Origin of the sequence: Georgenia thermotolerans, from assembly GCF_009193185.1 — a bacterium.
In the GTDB taxonomy this organism is placed as follows: Bacteria; Actinomycetota; Actinomycetes; order Actinomycetales; family Actinomycetaceae; genus Georgenia; species Georgenia thermotolerans.
Genome location: NZ_VUKF01000019.1, coordinates 1 through 17,581 on the forward strand (window position 1 = coordinate 1; position 17,581 = coordinate 17,581).

At 75.9% G+C, this 17,581-nt stretch carries 14 protein-coding genes; 9 read left to right on the forward strand and 5 right to left on the reverse strand.

Translation table 11 applies throughout. The features are described 5' to 3' along the window. Both GD970_RS10370 and GD970_RS10375 read left to right on the forward strand, forming a co-directional pair. A partial coding sequence (locus GD970_RS10370; protein ID WP_152202817.1) for an ATP-binding cassette domain-containing protein occupies positions 1 to 904 on the forward strand: 904 nt, incomplete at its 5' end. Beyond that, complete coding sequence (locus tag GD970_RS10375) at positions 901 to 1,755, forward strand: ECF transporter S component (RefSeq protein ID WP_152202818.1); 855 nt, start codon at positions 901 to 903, stop codon at positions 1,753 to 1,755. The genes GD970_RS10370 and GD970_RS10375, both read left to right, overlap by 4 nt. A gap of 40 nt (positions 1,756 to 1,795) precedes the next feature. On the opposite strand, the gene GD970_RS10380 is transcribed toward GD970_RS10375, so the two are convergent. Further along, a complete protein-coding gene (locus tag GD970_RS10380; protein WP_152202819.1) occupies positions 1,796 to 2,593 on the reverse strand; it encodes an isocitrate lyase/PEP mutase family protein in 798 nt (265 codons plus the stop codon). 256 nt (positions 2,594 to 2,849) lie between these two features. Between GD970_RS10380 and GD970_RS10385 the strand changes: the two genes are divergently transcribed. Further along, entirely contained in the window at positions 2,850 to 5,681 is a 2,832-nt protein-coding gene (locus tag GD970_RS10385; protein ID WP_152202820.1) for a vitamin B12-dependent ribonucleotide reductase, read from the forward strand. 213 nt (positions 5,682 to 5,894) lie between these two features. Beyond that, positions 5,895 to 6,128: a hypothetical protein gene (locus GD970_RS10390; protein WP_152202821.1), complete on the forward strand. Its 234-nt coding sequence runs from the start codon at positions 5,895 to 5,897 to the stop codon at positions 6,126 to 6,128. A 70-nt stretch (positions 6,129 to 6,198) separates the two neighbouring features. Here the strand turns inward: GD970_RS10390 and GD970_RS10395 are convergent, their stop codons facing one another. Further along, on the reverse strand, positions 6,199 to 6,987 hold the full coding sequence (locus GD970_RS10395; protein ID WP_170297306.1) for a PIG-L deacetylase family protein: 789 nt from the start codon (positions 6,985 to 6,987) through the stop codon (positions 6,199 to 6,201). A 286-nt stretch (positions 6,988 to 7,273) separates the two neighbouring features. Between GD970_RS10395 and GD970_RS10400 the strand changes: the two genes are divergently transcribed. The 4 genes from GD970_RS10400 to GD970_RS10415 are packed head-to-tail and all read left to right on the forward strand — an operon-like array spanning position 7,274 to position 11,638. After that, entirely contained in the window at positions 7,274 to 8,416 is a 1,143-nt protein-coding gene (locus GD970_RS10400; protein ID WP_152202823.1) for an alpha/beta hydrolase, read from the forward strand. Continuing rightward, positions 8,413 to 10,134, forward strand: a complete 1,722-nt coding sequence (locus GD970_RS10405; protein WP_152202824.1) for a bifunctional lysylphosphatidylglycerol flippase/synthetase MprF — start codon at positions 8,413 to 8,415, stop codon at positions 10,132 to 10,134. The genes GD970_RS10400 and GD970_RS10405 overlap by 4 nt, the downstream gene beginning before the upstream one ends. Continuing rightward, positions 10,131 to 10,982, forward strand: coding sequence for a hypothetical protein (locus GD970_RS10410; RefSeq protein WP_193314916.1), 852 nt, complete (start codon positions 10,131 to 10,133; stop codon positions 10,980 to 10,982). The genes GD970_RS10405 and GD970_RS10410 overlap by 4 nt, the downstream gene beginning before the upstream one ends. Next, complete coding sequence (locus tag GD970_RS10415) at positions 10,979 to 11,638, forward strand: DUF1345 domain-containing protein (RefSeq protein ID WP_152202825.1); 660 nt, start codon at positions 10,979 to 10,981, stop codon at positions 11,636 to 11,638. The genes GD970_RS10410 and GD970_RS10415 overlap by 4 nt, the downstream gene beginning before the upstream one ends. A 10-nt stretch (positions 11,639 to 11,648) precedes the next feature. Here GD970_RS10415 and GD970_RS10420 read toward each other — a convergent pair whose 3' ends face one another. From GD970_RS10420 to GD970_RS10430, 3 genes are all read right to left on the reverse strand, one after another. Further along, the gene (locus tag GD970_RS10420) at positions 11,649 to 13,151 is read right to left on the reverse strand and encodes a glycosyltransferase 87 family protein (protein ID WP_152202826.1); all 1,503 of its coding nucleotides are present in this window, start codon (positions 13,149 to 13,151) and stop codon (positions 11,649 to 11,651) included. Further along, complete coding sequence (locus GD970_RS10425) at positions 13,138 to 13,860, reverse strand: rhomboid-like protein (protein WP_152202827.1); 723 nt, start codon at positions 13,858 to 13,860, stop codon at positions 13,138 to 13,140. Before GD970_RS10425 ends, GD970_RS10420 begins: the two co-directional genes overlap by 14 nt. A 74-nt stretch (positions 13,861 to 13,934) precedes the next feature. Next, positions 13,935 to 15,314, reverse strand: coding sequence for a DedA family protein (locus GD970_RS10430; RefSeq protein WP_152202828.1), 1,380 nt, complete (start codon positions 15,312 to 15,314; stop codon positions 13,935 to 13,937). Between the two features lie 242 nt (positions 15,315 to 15,556). Between GD970_RS10430 and GD970_RS10435 the strand changes: the two genes are divergently transcribed. After that, the gene (locus GD970_RS10435) at positions 15,557 to 17,560 is read left to right on the forward strand and encodes an APC family permease (protein WP_152202829.1); all 2,004 of its coding nucleotides are present in this window, start codon (positions 15,557 to 15,559) and stop codon (positions 17,558 to 17,560) included. Positions 17,561 to 17,581 lie beyond the last annotated feature (21 nt).

Here is a 17,581-nt window from a genome sequence, read left to right on the forward strand (position 1 = left end):
GGTCCCGGGGGCGGGCCAGGCCGCCGCGCACGACCGCACCCCGGCAGCGGCCCCCGCGCCGGCGCCGGGCGGGACGCTGCTGGGCGCGGCCGGCGTGCACGTGCGCCACGGCGCGGTCCACGCGGTGCGCGGGCTGGACCTGGAGCTGCGCGCGGGCGAGGTGGTCGCCCTCATGGGCCGCAACGGCGCCGGGAAGTCCTCCTTGCTGTGGGCCCTGCAGGGGCAGGGCCCGCGCGCGGCCGGCACGGTGCGGCTGGCCCTCACCGCCGCCGGCCCCGGGCCCCGGGGCCCCGACGCCCCCGCGCACCGCGGCTCGGACCCGGGCCCGGTGGACCCCGCCCGGCTGAGCCCCGGCGAGGCCCGCCGGCACGTCGTCCTGGTGCCGCAGACGCCGTCGGACCTGCTCTACCTGCCGACCGTGGCGGCCGAGTGCGCCGCCGCGGACGCCCAGGCCGGCGCCGCACCGGGCACGGCGGCCGGCGTGCTCGAGGCCCTCGCGCCCGGGGTCGCGCCGGGGGGCCACCCTCGCGACCTGTCCGAGGGGCAGCGCCTCGCGCTCGCCCTCGCCGTCCAGCTCACCGGCGACCCGGCCGTCGTCCTGCTCGACGAGCCCACCCGCGGCCTGGACTACGCCGCCAAGGCGGCGCTGGCCCGGGCGCTCGGCGCGCTCGCCGCCGAGGGGCGGGCGGTGCTGCTGGCCACCCACGACGTCGAGTTCGCCGCCGGGTGCGCCCACCGGGTGGTGGTCCTCGCCGAGGGCGAGGTCATCGCCGACGGCCCGGCCCGCGCCGTCCTGGCCGGCTCGGCCGCGTTCGCCCCCCAGGTCGCGAAGATCCTGCGCCCGCTGCCGCTGCTCACCGTCGACGACGTGCGCGCCCGGCTGGCCCGGGCGGGCCGGTCATGAGCGCCCCGCGGCCCCCGCGCGCGCCGGCCGGGACCTCACCGCCGGCCGCGGGCGACGCGCCGCACCGCGCCGTCAGCGCGGTGCCGCTGAGCCGCCGCACGGTGGTGGCCCTCGTGCTCGCCTCGGCGGTGGGCGTGCTGGCCTTCGGCTGGCCGTTGCTCGTCGGCGCCGGCGCCCCGCTCGCCGGGACGGACGCGCCGCTCGTGCTCGCGCTCGTCCTCGCCGGGGTGCTCGCGGTGCTCTTCGTCGGCCTCGGCGCCGGGGACCTCGACGTCAAGGCCGTCGCCGTCCTCGGCCTGCTCGCGGCCGTCGGCGCGGTGCTGCGCCCCCTCGCCGCCGGCACCGCCGGGGTGGAGACGGTCTTCTTCCTGCTCGTCCTCGCCGGGCGCGTCTTCGGGCCGGGCTTCGGCTTCGTCCTGGGCGCGATCACCCTGTTCGCCTCCGCCCTGCTCACCGGCGGCGTGGGCCCCTGGCTGCCGTTCCAGATGCTCGGCGCCGCCTGGGTCGGTCTGGGCGCCGGGCTGCTGCCGCGCCGCCCGCGCGGGGCCGCCGAGCTCGCCCTGCTCGCCGGCTACGCCGTCGGCGCCGCGCTGGCCTTCGGGCTGGCGATGAACCTGTCGTTCTGGCCGTTCCAGCTGGGCCTGGGCACGCAGCTGTCCTTCGTGGCCGGCGACGCGGTGGCGGCGAACCTCCACCGGTTCCTGCTCTTCACCCTCACCACGTCGCTGGCGTGGGACCTCGGCCGGGCGGTGACGACGGCGCTGGGCGTGCTGCTGCTCGGGCGTCCGGTGCTCGCCACCCTGCGCCGGGCCGCGGCCCGGGCGGCGTTCGCCCCAGCGGCACGGGGCTGACGCGGCGCCCCGGACGCGGAGGTCGGTCGCCCGCGGCCCCTCAGCCCAGCGCCGCGTCGATGACCGGGCGCGCGGCCCCGGCGCGGTCGAGGAACGCCGTGCCGCCGTCGAGCAGCTCCCGCGCCGCCTCGACCAGCCCGGCGAGCGCGGTCCACGCGAAGGTGCCGCCCACCGAGATCCGGGCGACGCCCGCCTCGGCCAGCGCGGCGGGTGTCGGCCCGCCCCTGACGAGCAGCACGTTGACCGGCCGGTCGGTCTCGGCGCAGACCGTGCGGATGTCGTCGAGCTCGCGCATCCCCGGCGCGTAGAGGACGCCGGCGCCGGCCTCCTGGTAGGCCTGCAGCCGGGCGAGCGTCGCGCGCAGGTCCGGCCGGCCGTGCAGGTAGTTCTCGCACCGCGCCGTGAGCACCAGGGAGCCGGCCGCCCCGGCCGCGGCCTCGATGCGCTCCCGCGCCAGCCCGGCGTCATAGATCGGGTCGTCGTCGCGGCCCGTGTAGTCCTCGATGGAGCACCCGGCCAGCCCCAGCTCCCGCGCGGTGGTCACGATCTCGGCGACGTCCCGCGGGGCATCGGCGTACCCGTTCTCCAGGTCGGCCGACACCGGCACGCCGACCGCGTGCACCAGCTGGGCCGCGTTCGTGAGCGCCTCCTCCCGGGTGACCTCGCCGTCGCGGCGCCCCAGCGTCGCGGCGAAGCCGCTGCTGGTCGTCGCGACCGCCGCGAACCCGAGCTCCTCGAGGACCTTCGCCGACCCGGCGTCCCAGGCGTTGGGCAGCAGCAGCGGTGACCCCGGACGGTGCAGCGCCCGGAACCGCTCGGCGAGGTGCTCGACGGACATGGCGCGACGTTAGCGGCCCCGATGTCCGGGCGCACGCATCCGCCTCCCAGGCCTGTGACGTCCGCGCGCCGGTGCCGCCGGCACGGACGTCACGGCACGACACGCGACCGAGGTCCTACACCCCGCGCCAACCACAACATATGGTGTTCCGGCAATCACTCGAACCCCACATCTTGTGGTGACACGACGTCAGAACAGGCGGACAATGGGCGCGAAGACGCCCATTTCGGGTCCTGGGCGACGCGAAGGAGAGGACATGTCCGTGACCCCCGCCCCCAAGCGGTCGGCCCGCACCTCCGGCCGCAAGGGCCTGACGATCCCGCGCGTGTTCTCCACGGCGGGCACGCACCCGTACGACCAGGTCACGTGGGAACGCCGGGACATCGTCCAGACGAACTGGAAGACCGGGGAGACGATCTTCGAGCAGCGCGGCACCGAGTTCCCCGCGTCCTGGTCGGTCAACGCCTCGACCATCGTGGCGACGAAGTACTTCCGCGGCGCCGTGGGCTCTCCCGAGCGCGAGCACAGCCTGCGCCAGATCATCGACCGCGTCGTCGGCGCCTACACCGCCGCCGGCCGCGAGCACGGGTACTTCGCCACCGACGACGACGCCGCGGTCTTCTCCGACGAGCTCACCTGGCTGCTGCTGCACCAGGTCTTCGCGTTCAACTCGCCGGTGTGGTTCAACGTCGGCACGCCCGCGCCCCAGCAGGTCAGCGCCTGCTTCATCCTCTCCGTCGACGACACCATGGAGTCGATCCTCAACTGGTACCGCGAGGAGGGGATGATCTTCAAGGGCGGGTCCGGGGCGGGCCTGAACCTCTCGCGCATCCGCTCCTCCAAGGAGCTGCTCTCCTCCGGCGGCAACGCCTCCGGCCCGGTGTCCTTCATGCGCGGGGCGGACGCCTCCGCCGGCACCATCAAGTCCGGCGGCGCCACCCGCCGCGCGGCGAAGATGGTCGTCCTGGACGTCGACCACCCCGACATCGAGGAGTTCGTGGAGACCAAGGCGCGCGAGGAGGACAAGATCCGCGCGCTGCGGGCGGCCGGGTTCGACATGGACCTCGGCGGCCGGGACATCACCTCGGTGCAGTACCAGAACGCCAACAACTCCGTGCGCGTCACCGACGAGTTCATGCGCGCCGTCGAGACCGGCGGCACGTTCGACCTCAAGGCCCGCCAGGACGGCCACGTCGTCGAGACCGTCGACGCCAAGGCGCTGTTCCGCAAGATCGCCCAGGCCGCCTGGGAGTGCGCCGACCCCGGCATCCAGTACGACGACACCATCAACGACTGGCACACCTCGCCCGAGGCCGGCCGGATCACCGCGTCCAACCCGTGCAGCGAGTACATGCACCTGGACAACTCCTCGTGCAACCTCTCCTCGATCAACCTCCTGACGTTCCTGCGCGAGGACGACACCTTCGACGCCGAGCGGTTCACCGCCGCCGTCGAGCTGATCATCACGGCGATGGACATCTCCATCTCCTTCGCCGACTTTCCCACCGAGGCCATTGCCGCGACCACCCGCGCCTACCGCCAGCTGGGCATCGGCTACGCCAACCTCGGCGCCCTGCTCATGGCCACCGGCCACGGCTACGACTCCGACGGCGGGCGCGCCCTCGCCGCCGCGATCACCTCCCTGATGACCGCCACGGCGTACCGCCGCTCGGCCGAGCTGGCCGCGGCCCTGGGCCCCTACGACGGCTACGCCCGCGACGCCGCCGCCCACCAGCGGGTGGTGCGCAAGCACGCCGCGGCCAACGACGACCTGCGCACCGTCAACGCCATGGACGCCGCGCTCCACGCGGCCGCGACCGCCGAGTGGCAGCGCGGGCTGCGGCTGGGCGGCGAGGCCGGGTGGCGCAACGCCCAGGTCTCCCTGCTCGCCCCCACCGGGACGATCGGCTTCATGATGGACTGCGACACCACCGGCATCGAGCCGGACTTCTCGCTGGTGAAGTTCAAGAAGCTCGTCGGCGGCGGCTCCATGCAGATCGTCAACCAGACCGTGCCGCGCGCGCTGCGCCGCCTGGGCTACCCGGAGGAGACCGTCGAGGCGATCGTCGAGCACATCGCCACGAACGGCCACGTCGTCGACGCCCCGGGCTTGCGGCCCGAGCACTACGAGGTCTTCGACACCGCCATGGGCCGGCGCGCCATCGCCCCCATGGGGCACGTGAAGATGATGGCCGCCGTCCAGCCGTTCCTCTCCGGGGCCATCTCCAAGACGGTCAACCTCCCCGAGTCGGCGACGGTGGAGGACATCGAGCGGGTCTACTTCGACGGCTGGAAGCTCGGCCTCAAGGCGCTGGCGGTCTACCGCGACAACTGCAAGGTGGGCCAGCCGCTGTCCGACGGCAAGAGCGAGAAGCGGGGCGCCTCCGCCCCGGCCGCGGCCGCGAGCAGCGAGGCGCCCGCCGGCAACGAGCCGGCGCGCGCGGTGCGCCGCCGGCTGCCCAAGTCCCGGCCCTCGGTGACGACGTCGTTCCGCGTCGGCGGGGCGGAGGGGTACATGACCGCCGGGTCCTACCCCGACGACGGCCTGGGCGAGGTCTTCCTCAAGCTCGGCAAGCAGGGCTCGACCCTGGCCGGGGTCATGGACGCCTTCTCCATCGCCGTCTCGATCGGCCTGCAGCACGGCGTGCCCCTGGAGGTGTTCGTCCAGAAGTTCACCAACCTGCGCTTCGAGCCGGCCGGCATGACCGACGACCCCGACATCCGGATGGCGCAGTCGATCGTGGACTACATCTTCCGCCGCCTCGCCCTGGACTACCTGCCCTACGAGACCCGGGCCGGCATGGGCATCCACACCACGGCCGAGCGCAAGCGCTACGCCGAGACCGGCTCCTACGAGGAGGCCACCGAGGACGCCGAGGACGTCGAGGCCGAGCTGGAGACCTTCAACCAGACCGCCGGCGACGAGCCGCGGCTGCCCTCGCGGGCGCACTCGAGCGCCGAGCTCCTCGAGCTGCAGCAGGGCCAGGCCGCCGATGCCCCGCTGTGCATGTCGTGCGGGACGAAGATGCGCCCGGCGGGCAGCTGCTACGTCTGCGAGAACTGCGGGTCGACGTCGGGCTGCAGCTGACCCCGACGGGGCTTGCCGCCGACCACCCCACGCCCAGGACGCCATCCCGGCTGCGGCCAGAATGGCGTCCTGGCTGCTGGGAGGGCAGGACCTGACAGATCGGTCAGGTTTACCAGCGTGCCTCCAGGTCTTCTCAGCGTGCTTGCAGCGACCGCTCGCAGCGTGAGGCGTGCCAGAAGCAGTACCGCCAGAAGTTCAGGGAAAGGACCTGATATGCGTCGCAAGATCCTCAGCGCGCTGGCAGCGGCGGTCGTCGGTGTGACCGCCCTCGGGGGCGCGGGCACCGCCTTCGCCTCGACCACGGCCACCGGCCCGCACGAGGGCACCCACCACGAGTTCCGGCACCACGTGCGGCACCACGTGGTCCACCGGCACCACTTCAAGCACCACGTGCGTCACCACGTGCGGCACCACGTCATGCACCACAAGTTCCACGACCGGGTCTGATGGCCCGTGCGACGACAGGGCGGCCGGGGCTCCCCGGCCGCCCTTCTGTGTGCCGTCCCGGGCTGGCCGTTCAGCCCGGGACGGCGGCGGTGTGCAGGTAGGACGTCAGGTGCCCGTCCGCGCTCAGCATCGCGAAGGACCAGGGCGTGCTGCGATAGCCGATCGCGTCGAGCCCCGCCGCCGGGTCGGCGTGCCGGTACGCCCGGATCGCGGCCCGGACCGCCCGCACGTCGGCAGGGGTGAGCGCCTGGAAGCGCCGGAGCTCCGGGCGCGGGATGACGAGCTTCTCGTACGGCCGCACCCAGAACAGCGCGTCGTGGACGAGCCCCGCGTCGGCCAGGTCCTTGAGGACCCGCCCGTTCGCGCGGTGCAAGGGGTTGGGGTCGTCGACGTAGGAGTGCGCCACGTGCGTCACCGATCGCCCGGCCCGCGCCTCGGACCGCTCCAGCCGCAGCGCCGTCGCCCGCATCTCGGCGAGGTTGTCGGCGGGCCCGGGCTGGAGGTCGGGCAGGACGACGACGTGGCCCGCCTCCACGCCGAGGGCGCGCATGGCCGCGCCGAGCTCGGAGACGCGCCGGGCGCCGATCTCGGCCAGGGTCATGCCGGCGAGGGACGGGCCCGGCAGGGCCGGGGCCACGCCCCGGCCCTGGGAGACGAGGACGACGTAGACGTTCCCGGCGCCCTTCTGGGCCAGGGCGGCGCGGATGGCGCTGGCCCCGAGGAGCGTCTCGTCGTCGGGGTGCTCGGGGTAGAACACGACGACGTCGCCGGCGAAGCGGGGGTTCTCGGTCACGGGTGGTTCGTCGAGGACCACGGGCACGACGAGCGCCAGGACGGCGATCGCGGCCAGTGCGCGCACCAGCCGCCCGCCCAGGCCCGGGCCGCCGCCCGGGGGTCGCGGCCGCGCCCGACCCTGCTCGGCCCGGACGGGTTCGGGGGCCCCGCGGGTGCCGGACCGGCGTGGCCGCGTCGATGTCGCGCGCGCCACGTCAGCGCCCCCCGCAACGGTGCGGCGGGGCCGCGAGCGGGTGACACCCGGGGGTCACAGGACAAGGATGGACCCGAGCACCCGTGGAGCGGGAGCGTTCAGCCCGGCCTCAGGTGCGCCCCAGCAACGTCCCAGGTCCGTGCGGCTCAATGGAGAGATGCGAGTGGGACTCATGCCGTCGAGCTCGGTCGCACCGCACGAGCTGCTGGCGCGCCTCGCGCACGAGCACGGGCTCTTCACCTCGCCCCTGGTGGGCACCGTCCTCGCCGTGGTCGCCGCGGTCCTGGCCCTGCTGCTCCTGCGCCGGGTGCGCCGGGCCGGCGGACCGGCCGGGATGGGCCGGGCCCGCTTCGCCGCCCGCACGGTCTCGGTCCTGGGCGTGGTCGCGCTGGCCACCGCCGCCTACGTCAACGCCTACGCCGGCTACCTGCCCACGCCCGACGCGCTGGCGCAGGCGGCCGGGCTCTCCACGGTCGCCGCGGCCGGGGTGAGCCGGCCGCCGCGCACGGGCGACCCGGGACAGGTCACCGCCGTCCGGATCACCGCGCCGGACCTGGGCGTCACCGGCGGCAGGACGTACATCTACACGCCCGCCGGCTACGACCGCTCGCCCACCCGCCGATACCCCGTCATCTACCTCATCCCGGGCTCGCCGGGCACCCCCAGCGACTGGTTCCGCACCGGCCGCGTCGACCAGCTGGTGGAGTCGCTCGTCCGGGCCCACGCCATGCCGCCCGCCATCGTCGTGGCGATGAACCCCTGCGCCGGGATCACCGGGGACACCGAGAGCCTCGACGTCGTCCGCGGCCCGCGGGTGGAGACCTACTACACGCAGGTGGTCCTGCCCTACGTGGACGCGCACTACCGCACCGTCCCCGACCGGGCCCACCGGGTCATCGGCGGGATGTCCTCGGGCGGCTTCGGCGCGCTCAACGTCGGGCTGCACCACCTCGGCCTGTACGGGACCGTCCTCGCCTTCGAGCCCTACGGCGACCCCGGGGCCGCCAACCTCCGCCACCTGCTCGGCGGCGACGTCGCCCGGTTCCGGGCCAACTCGCCGCGCCACTACATCCCCACCATGGCCTTCCCCCAGCGGGTCGGCGTCTTCCTCGACGTCGGCGGGGCCACCGGGCGCGACGTGACCGACGTGCAGACCCTGGCCGCCGAGCTGACCGCCCGGGGCCAGCAGGTCGAGCTGCGCGTCGAGCCCGGCCAGCACCACACCTGGACCGAGACGGTCGCCGGCCTGCCGTACGGGCTGGCCTTCGCCGGCTCCCGCCTCTCCGGCGCGTCCGGGTGACGGCGGTCGAGACCCGCCCGCGCGCGGCCGCCGGCCAGGCGGGCGCGTGGGCGCGGCGGGAGCGCGCGCGCCGGTGGGCGGCGTACGTGGCGGCCGGCCTCGGGATCGTCGGCCTGCTCTCCGCGCTGTCGCGGCCGCTGCGCGGCCGGGTGGCGGCGCTGCTGGAGCTCATGCCGATCGTCGTGCCCCGGACGGCGGTGCTCACGCTCGTGTTCGTCTCCGTCGCGCTGGTGCTCACCGCCCGCGGGCTGCGCCGCGGGCACCGCCTCGCGTGGATGGCGGCCGAGGGCCTGATGGTCGCCTCCGTGGTGCTCCACCTCACCAAGGGCCTGGACGTCGAGGAGGCGCTCCTGGCCGCGGCCGGCGCGGTGTGGCTGGCCACCCAGCACCGCGCCTTCCCGGTGCTGCCCACGCGGGTCGCCGCGAGGAGGGCCGCGGTCGCGGCCGCCGGTGGGGCCGTCGTCGTGCTGGGCGTGTCCCTGGCCCTCGCCGCCCAGGCCCGCCGCGGCGGCGTGCGGGAGCTGGACGACCTCGTCGGCGTCGTCGTCCGGGACCTCACCGGGCAGGGGCCGCCGATGACGGTGCTGCACCTGCACTTCACCGGCACCGTCCTCGCCGCCGCCGGGGCGGCGCTGCTGGCCAGCGTGGCCTGGCTGCTGCTCAGCCCCCGGCAGCCCGAGCCGCTGGTGGGGGAGGCGCACCGGCGCGAGCGGGAGCGGGCCCGGGCGGTCGTGACCCGCTACGGCGGGGACACCCTCGACTTCTTCGCCCTGCGCGACGACAAGCAGTGGTTCTTCACCGGGCGCAGCGTGGTGGCCCACGCCGTGCGCGGCACCGTCTGCCTCGTCTCGCCGGACCCCATCGGCCCGGCGGAGGAGCGCGAGGACGTGTGGGCGGAGTTCATGGCCTACGCCGAGAGCTGCGGCTGGTCCGTGGCGGTGGTGGGCGCCGCCCCGGACTGGCTGCCCCTCTACGAGGCCAGCGGGCTGCGCAGCGTCTACCTCGGGGACGAGGGCGTGGTGGACTGCCAGACGTTCACCCTCAACGGGCACGAGATGCAGAGCGTGCGCCGGGCGCACCGCCGTGTCGGCGCCGCCGGCTACACCGTCACCTTCCACGACCCCGCCCACCTCGACGACGCCACCCGGCAGGCCCTGCTCGCCCTGTCCGAGCAGGGCCGGCGCGGCGGGGAGGAGCGCGGCTTCTCCATGACCCTGTCCCGGCTGTTCGACCCGGCCGACGCCGGGGTGCTCGTCGCGGTGGCCCGCGACCCGATGGGCCGCCCGGCGGCGTTCATCCAGTGGGTGCCCGCGCCCCGGCTGCCCGGCTGGTCCCTCGACGTCATGCGCCGCGGCACCGCCCAGATGCCCAACGGGGTGATCGACTTCCTCATCGTCGAGACCATCCGGCACGTGCGCGAGCTCGGCGGGACGGCGCTGGGCCTGAACTTCGCCGTGTGGCGCCGCATCGTCGCCGGCGAGCAGGACGCCACGGCCGGCGGGCGACTGGCACGCCGGGTGCTGCGCCGCGCCTCGGCCAGCGCGCAGATCGAGTCGCTGTGGCGGTTCAACGCCAAGTACGCCCCGCGCTGGGTGCCCCGCTACGCCGCGGTCGGCACCGTGGACGTCCTGGCCGCCCAGGGCGTGGCCATCGCCGGCGCCGAGGGGGTGACCGACGTGCCGGTCATCGGGCGCCTGGTCGCCCGGAGCGGGTCGTGACGCTCGCCCTGCTCGCCGCCCTGGTCGGCACCGTCGGGTACGGCGCCGGCTCGGTCCTCCAGGCCGCCGCCACCTCCCGCGCCAGCGGCCCCGCCGCCCTGCGCCATCCCCTCTACCTCGCCGGGCTGGGCTGCGACCTGGTCGCCTGGCTGGCCTCCCTCGTCGCCCTGCGCCACCTGCCCCTCTTCGCCGTCCAGGCCCTGCTCGCCGGCTCCCTCGTGGTCACCGCCGTGCTGGGGCGGGTGTTCCTCGACGCCCGGCTGCGCCGCCGCGACGTCGCCGCGATCGGGGTGGTCACCGTCGCGCTCGTCGCGGTCGCCGCCTCCGCCGGGGAGCAGGCGGCCCACCGCCCGCCGAGCCCGTTCACCGCCGCGGTCCTCGGCGGCCTCGCGCTGTGCGCGCTGGCCCTGCTCGCCCTGTACCCCCGGGGCCGGTCGGCGGCGCTCGCGGTGGTGGCCGGGGCGGCGTTCTCCGGGGCGGCGCTGAGCGCCCGCGTCGTCCGCGTGCCGGCGGCGGGCACGCCGGCCACCCGGGTGGTGGTGGACCTGCTCACCGACCCGCTGCTGTGGGTCATCCCGGTCTTCGGGCTCCTCGGGCTGCTGGCCTACGCCCGCTCGCTCGAGCGCGGGGCCGTCGGTCCCGCCACGGCCGTGATGTGGACGGTGGAGGTGGTCGTGCCGGCCGTCGTCGGGGTCGCGCTGCTCGGCGACGGCGTGCGGCCGGGCTGGGCGGGAGTGGCCGTGGCGGCGGTGCTGCCCGCCGTGGCGGGCTGTGCGGTGCTGGCGCTGGGCCCGGCCGACGCCCCGCACCCCGCCACGGGGCCGGCGCACGGGGTGGGGCTGTCATGACGCCGGACCGGCGCGGGGCGGACGCCGAGCTGGGCCCGGGCGCCACCACCCGGCTCGTGGTCTCCGGGGTGCTCGGGGCGGCGAGCGGCGTCGCCGCCGGCACGGTCGTCGACTGGCCGGTCGGGCTGCTGCTCGGCTGGATCGTCGCCGCCGGCGTCTACGTGGGCTGGTTGTGGGTGACGGTCGCGCACATGGACGGGGTCGCGACGGCCACCCACGCCGCCCGCGAGGACCCCGGTCGGCGCCCGGTGCACCTCCTCGTCAACGGCGCGGCGCTGGTCAGCCTCGGGGCGGTGGCGCTGCTGCTCGTGGGCCGCTCGGGCGGGGCCGCCGCGGAGGTGGGGAGGGCCGTGCTGAGCGTCGCGAGCGTGGCGCTGGCGTGGGTGACCGTCCACACCGCGTTCACCACCCGCTACGCCCACCTGTACTACACCAGCCCGGTCCCGGTCGTGGACTTCGGTGACGTCACGCAGCCGTCGTACACGGACTTCGCCTACCTGGCCTTCACGATCGGCATGACGTTCCAGGTCAGCGACACTCAGCTGAAGACCACCGCCATGCGCCGCGCCGTGCTCGAGCACGCCCTCTTCTCCTACGTGATCGGCGTGGTCGCCATCGCCGCTACCGTCAACCTCCTCGCCGGCCTCAGAGGCTGACCGCTGCGGGTCACGGACCCGGCGCGCGGAGCCGGTACCCGTCGGCCTGGGCGAGCACCGGCCAGCCCGCCACGGTCTCCCGCGACGCCGCGTCCAGGCCGGTGGCGTCGCGGTGCACCAGCGTCGCCGCCCCCGAGGCGAGGTATTCGAGCACCTCGTGCTGCCACGGCCGGTCCTGGCGCCGCGGGGTGCCGTGGGTGGGGCGCGCCGGGTCGTACGTGAGACCGGAGACGTCGACCCAGACCCGGCACCCGCGGGCCAGGTCCCGGGCGAGGGTGTCCATGAGCACCAGCGCGGTGGGGTCGTCGGCGGTGACGCACCCGTCCACGCGCCGCGCGGCGGCGGCGAGGACCCGCGGGAACGGGCCGTTCACGGGCCCCAGCGACATCACGGCCCCGGCGACCACCACCGCCGCGCCGCCCGCGACCAGCGCCTGCCCGGCGCGCCGGTGACGCACGGGGCCGTCGCGCACCCGCTGCACCGCCAGGCCCAGCACGACGCTGACGGGCACGGCCGCCAGCGCGCCGTAGTGGCGGAAGGTCGTGGGGCTGGCGAGCAGCGTCAGCACGGCCGCGGCCGTGAGCGCGAGGAACAGGCGGGCCGGCCGGTCGCTGCGCAGCGACCACGCGGCCAGGGCCACCGCCGCGCAGCCGCCCGCCACCAGCGCCACCTCCGCGGGCGTCGGCGCCGCCGCGGGGCCGAGGGCCGGGCCCACCACCCCGGCCAGCCGCTCGGTCCAGCCGACCGCCATGCGGACGCGGCCGAGCTGGGCGAGCACGACATAGCGCGTCATCTGGTCGGGGGCGGCGAGGAAGAAGGGCAGGCACAGCGCCGTCAGAGCCGCCGCGGCACCGGTCAGCAGCTCCCCGAGCCGGCGCGGCCCGGCCCGCGCCCCCACCCACCCGGCGACCACGGCGAGCGGGACGACGCCCCAGATCTTCACGCCCGTCCCCAGCCCGAGGAGCGCGCCCGCCGCCAGCGCCGGCCGCGCGGTGAGGACGGGCCGGGCGAGCAGCACGACCAGCGCGGCGGCGAGGCAGAGGTTGGCCGGGCCCTCGAGCATCGTCGTCCGCTCGGCGTAGGCCGCCGCCGGGGCGACGGCGTACGCCAGCCCCGCCGTCAGCGCCGCCGCCCGGCCGCCGGCCAGGCTCCCCAGCCGGGCGACGAGGACGGCGGTGAGGGTCCCCAGGGCCACGAAGGCCACGCGCGCGAGGGCGAACGCGACGCTGTCGGGCACCCACCGCGTCAGCGCGGCGAACGGGGCGAGCACGAGGGCGATCCCGGGCGGGTGGAGGAGGACGAAGGCGGCGTAGGGCATCCGGCCGTGCACCAGCGCCGTCGCCGCGGTGAAGTAGACGCCGTCGTCGTAGCCTCCCGCCCCCCGCAGCCCGCCGCCGGCGAGCACGGGCAGGAGGCGGACGGCGGCGGCCACCGTGGCCACCAGCGCCGCGACCGGTGGGTCGCGCCGCCGGCTGGGAGGGGCCGGCCTGAGCGCGGTGTCAGACCTGGTCATGGGGCCCGGTGGCCAGGGCGGCCCGCGCCACCCGCGCGGCGAGGAGCGCCAGGGCCAGCCCGAGCAGGAGCGCGGTCACGTGCCCGACGTCGGTGAAGGTCTGGTGGCGCAGCAGCGGTCCCGCGTAAAAGCCCGCCAGCGCGGCGACGTACACCCCGCGCCAACGCGGCGGCACCCGCGAGACGACGAAGCCCGCCAGGCAGGCGACGCCGTAGCTCACGCCGACGTCGGATGCCTGCGCGACGCTCTCGGCCAGGCGGCCGTGGGTGATGCCCGAGGCGATGAGCGTGGCGACGAGCAGGGTGGCTCCGACGTGCCCGAACCCGGCCGCCAGCACCGTGCCGGCGCGGCCGACCCAGCGCTGCCCCGTGGCGTAGACGAGCATGAGCACCGGCAGCTGGAGCAGGCCCGCGAGGTTGGGCACCACGAAGGCGCTGACCACGAGCACGAACACGGGTCGGTCCCGCAGGTTGGCGATGTTGGTGCTGCAGCGGGCCACGACGTCGGCGCGCACCTCGGCGGGGACGAGCTGGAGCACGATCGTCACGGCGGCGACCACGGCCGCGTAGCCGAGCGCCAGGTCGCTCGAGAGCACCAGCTGCACGGCCGCGCGGGCGGTGCGGCGAGCATCGTGCCACGCCCGGGCCACGGCCGGGCCGGCTCGCGCCCGCCAGGGCTCGCCCGCCATGCGCCGCGTCGAGGCACCCACGGCGGCGATGGTGCGCGCCGAACCTCGACGCCGCCACCCGGACGGCAGGGAGACGGCTGGATGCTTCGGTCCGCTCAGCGCGGCCGGCCCGCCGCACCGGGCGCGGTGCCCCAGCGGCGCGGCAGGTCCCGCCGCCCCTCCAGCGCCAGGTGGGCCACCGCCCACGCGGCGAGCCAGGCCGCACCCAGGGCGAGGCCGCCGGTGACGTCGGTGAGCCAGTGGGTGCCCAGGTACAGGTCCGTCGCGGCCACGGCGGCCACGAGGACCGCGGCGGCCGGCACCAGCCGGGCCGGCGCGGCGGCGGGCACGTGACGCAGCAGGACGTGGACCAGGGCCGCCGCCGCCACCAGGGCCTGGACGGTGTGGGCCGCGGGGTAGGTGGACAGCGCCGGGACCGGGCCGCCGCCGGGGGAGGGCTGGTTGACGAGCGCGGCCACGAGGTCGCGCACCGCGACCGCGCCCAGGTACACGGCCAGCGGCTCCACGGCCGGCGCCCACCGCCCGGTGCGCCACCGGACCAGGGCGCCGGTCACGAGGAGCACCGGGACGAGCACCACCGAGCTGCCCAGCCAGGCGAGTACCTCGGCGGGCGCGGTCAGCCAGGGGTACTGGTGGGCCTCCACCCAGGTCCGCACCACCGGGTCGAGCAGGGCGAACTCCTCGTGCGCCACGACGTCCTGCGTGGTGCCCACGAAGAGCCACACCGCCCCGGCGCCGACCGCCACGGCCAGCGTCATCGGCAGCCCGGTGGGCTGCCGGGCCACCCGGCGGCCCAGCCACGCCGCCTGCCGGGGGAAGCGCCGGCGCGGCCGCTGCAGCCGCGGGCTCGAGCGGACACGGTCCGCGAGCCGCTCGCGCCCCTCGGGGCGCAGCACCCGGCCGAGGACGAGGGCCAGCACGACGAGGACGAGGATCCCCAGGCCGACCCGGGAGGCGATGTGCTCGACGTGCTGCCAGCTGCGGCCGCCGAGGTAGCCCAGGAGGACGGCGGCGACGGCCCACAGCGTGCCGCCGGCGATGTTGTAGGCCGCGAAGGTGCCGTAGGGCAGGCGCGCCATCCCGGCCAGGCCCGGGATGAGCACCCGCAGGGCGGCGGTGAACCGCCCGACGAACACCGCCTTGCCCCCGCGCTCGGCGAGGAAGTGCTCGGCGCGGTCGAGGTGGTCGTGCCGGACCCACCGGCCCACCGTGCCGGTGAGCAGCCGGCGTCCCCAGCGGCGCCCGATCGCGTAGCCGACGCTGTCCCCGATGACCGCGCCGAGCACCCCGGCGACGAGCACCGCGGGGAGGCTGACCCGCTGCTCGTACGCGAGCACCCCGCCGAGGATGAGCGCCACCTCGCCCGGGAAGACGAACCCGACGAACGCCGAGGCCTCCAGCGCCGGGACGAGGAACACCACGGCGAGGGCCACCCACCCCGGCAGGTCGAGCATGTGCGCGGCCACCGCCTGCATCGATCGCTCCGCGGGTCAGGGCCGTCCGGGTGGGCGGCGTGCGCGCCGGACTCTACGCGCCCGCCCTGGGGACCGCCCCGGCGCGAGGGCGCGGCCGGTCGCCGGAGCGACGGGCGTCAGGGATCCGTCAAGATCCCCGGTCGCCACGCTAAGACGGCGTGAGCCTCGCCTCCGCGCGGGCGGTCAGCGGCGAGCATGGATCGTGATGCCGGCTGCGGGGCCGGCGAACGGGGCACACCGTCATGAGCGCACCGAGCGTCCCAGACCTCCTCAAGCGGGCCCTGGTCGGGCGGCCCGTGCGCAGCGAGAGCATGGCGGCCACGCTGCTGCCCAAGCGCATCGCCCTGCCGGTGTTCGCCTCCGACGCCCTCTCGTCCGTCGCGTACGCCCCCGACGAGATCCTGCTGACCCTGTCCCTGGCGGGCATGGCCGCGGTGACCCTCGCCCCGTGGGTGGGCCTCGCCGTCGTCGTGGTGATGATGGCGGTGGTGGCCTCCTACCGTCAGACGGTGCACGCCTACCCCTCGGGCGGCGGCGGGTACGCCGTCGTCCGGGAGAACCTGGGGCACCGGGCGGGCATGGTGGTGGCGAGCGCGCTGCTCGTCGACTACGTGCTCACCGTCGCCGTCTCGGTCTCCTCGGGCGCGCAGTACCTGGCCGCGGCCCTCCCGGCCGCCCGCGGCCACGAGGTGGTCCTCGCCGTGGCGATCGTCGCGGTGCTGATGGTGCTCAACCTCCGGGGGGTGCGCGAGTCCGGCACCGCCTTCGCCATCCCCACCTACGCCTTCATCGGGGCGATCGGCCTGATGATCCTCGTCGGGCTCTGGCAGGTGCTCACCGGCCGGCTCGAGCCCGCGGCCTCCGCCGGGCTCACGCTCGTCCCCGACCCGGCGTTCACCCAGGGACTCACCGGGCTGGCCGGCGGCTTCCTCGTGCTGCGCGCGTTCTCGTCCGGGTCGGCCGCCCTGACCGGCATCGAGGCCGTGAGCAACGGCGTGCCGGCCTTCCGCCGTCCCAAGGCCCGCAACGCGGCGACGACGCTGCTCCTGCTCGGCCTCATCGCCGTGACGATGTTCATGTCGATCCTGCTGCTGGCCGGGGCGACGGGGCTGCGGATCGCTCAGGACCCGGCCACCCAGCTGCTCGACCACGGTCGGCCGGTGGGCCCGGGCTACGCGCAGGACCCGGTGATCAGCCAGATCGCCGCCACCGTCTTCCGCGGTGCGCCGGCGCTGTTCGTCCTGGTCACCGTCACGACCGGGTTCATCCTCGTCCTGGCCGCCAACACCGCCTTCAACGGCTTCCCCAGCCTGGGCTCGGTGCTCGCCCGCGACGGCTACCTGCCGCGGCAGATGCACACCCGGGGCGACCGCCTGGCCTTCTCCAACGGCATCGTCCTGCTGGCCGCCGTCGCCTGCGCCTTCATCGTCGCCTTCGGCGCCGAGGTCACCCGGCTCATCCAGCTCTACATCGTCGGCGTCTTCGTCACCTTCACCCTCAGCCAGCTCGGGATGGTGCGGCACTGGGGCCGGCTCCTGCCCGACGAGCAGGACCGTCGCGTCCGGATGCGCATGCGCCGCGCCCGCGCGATCAACGCCTTCGGCGCCGTCCTCACCGCTGTCGTGCTCGGCATCGTGCTCGCCACCAAGTTCACCCACGGCGCGTGGATCACCGTCCTCCTCATGGGCCTGGTGTTCCTCGGCATGCGGGGCATCGCCCGGCACTACGACACCGTGGCCCGCGACATCACGGTCCTCGACCCGTCCGCCTCCCGCGCCCTGCCGCCGCGGGTGCACGGCATCGTCCTCGTCTCGAAGCTGCACGAGCCGGCCATGCGCGCCATCGCCTACGCCCGTGCCACGCGGCCGACGACGCTCGAGGCCGTGACCGTGAACATCGACGACGACGACACCGCCGCCCTGCGCCGCGCCTGGCAGGAGTTCGAGATCCCGGTGCCGCTGACCGTCCTCGACTCGCCCTTCCGGGAGATCACCCGGCCGGTGGTCAACCACGTCCGGGCCGTGCGGTGGGAGTCCCCACGCGACCTGGTCGTCGTCTTCGTGCCCGAGTACGTCGTCAGTCACTGGTGGGAGCAGCTGCTGCACAACCAGAGCGCCCTGCGCCTGAAGGCTCGACTGCTGTTCACCCCCGGGGTGATCATGGCGTCGGTGCCGTTCCAGCTGCACGAGGCGGACCACCCCGACCGGCTGGCGCGCCCCCCGCTCCCGCGCCGGGCCGCGCGATGAGGGACGGCGGTGCGCCGGGCC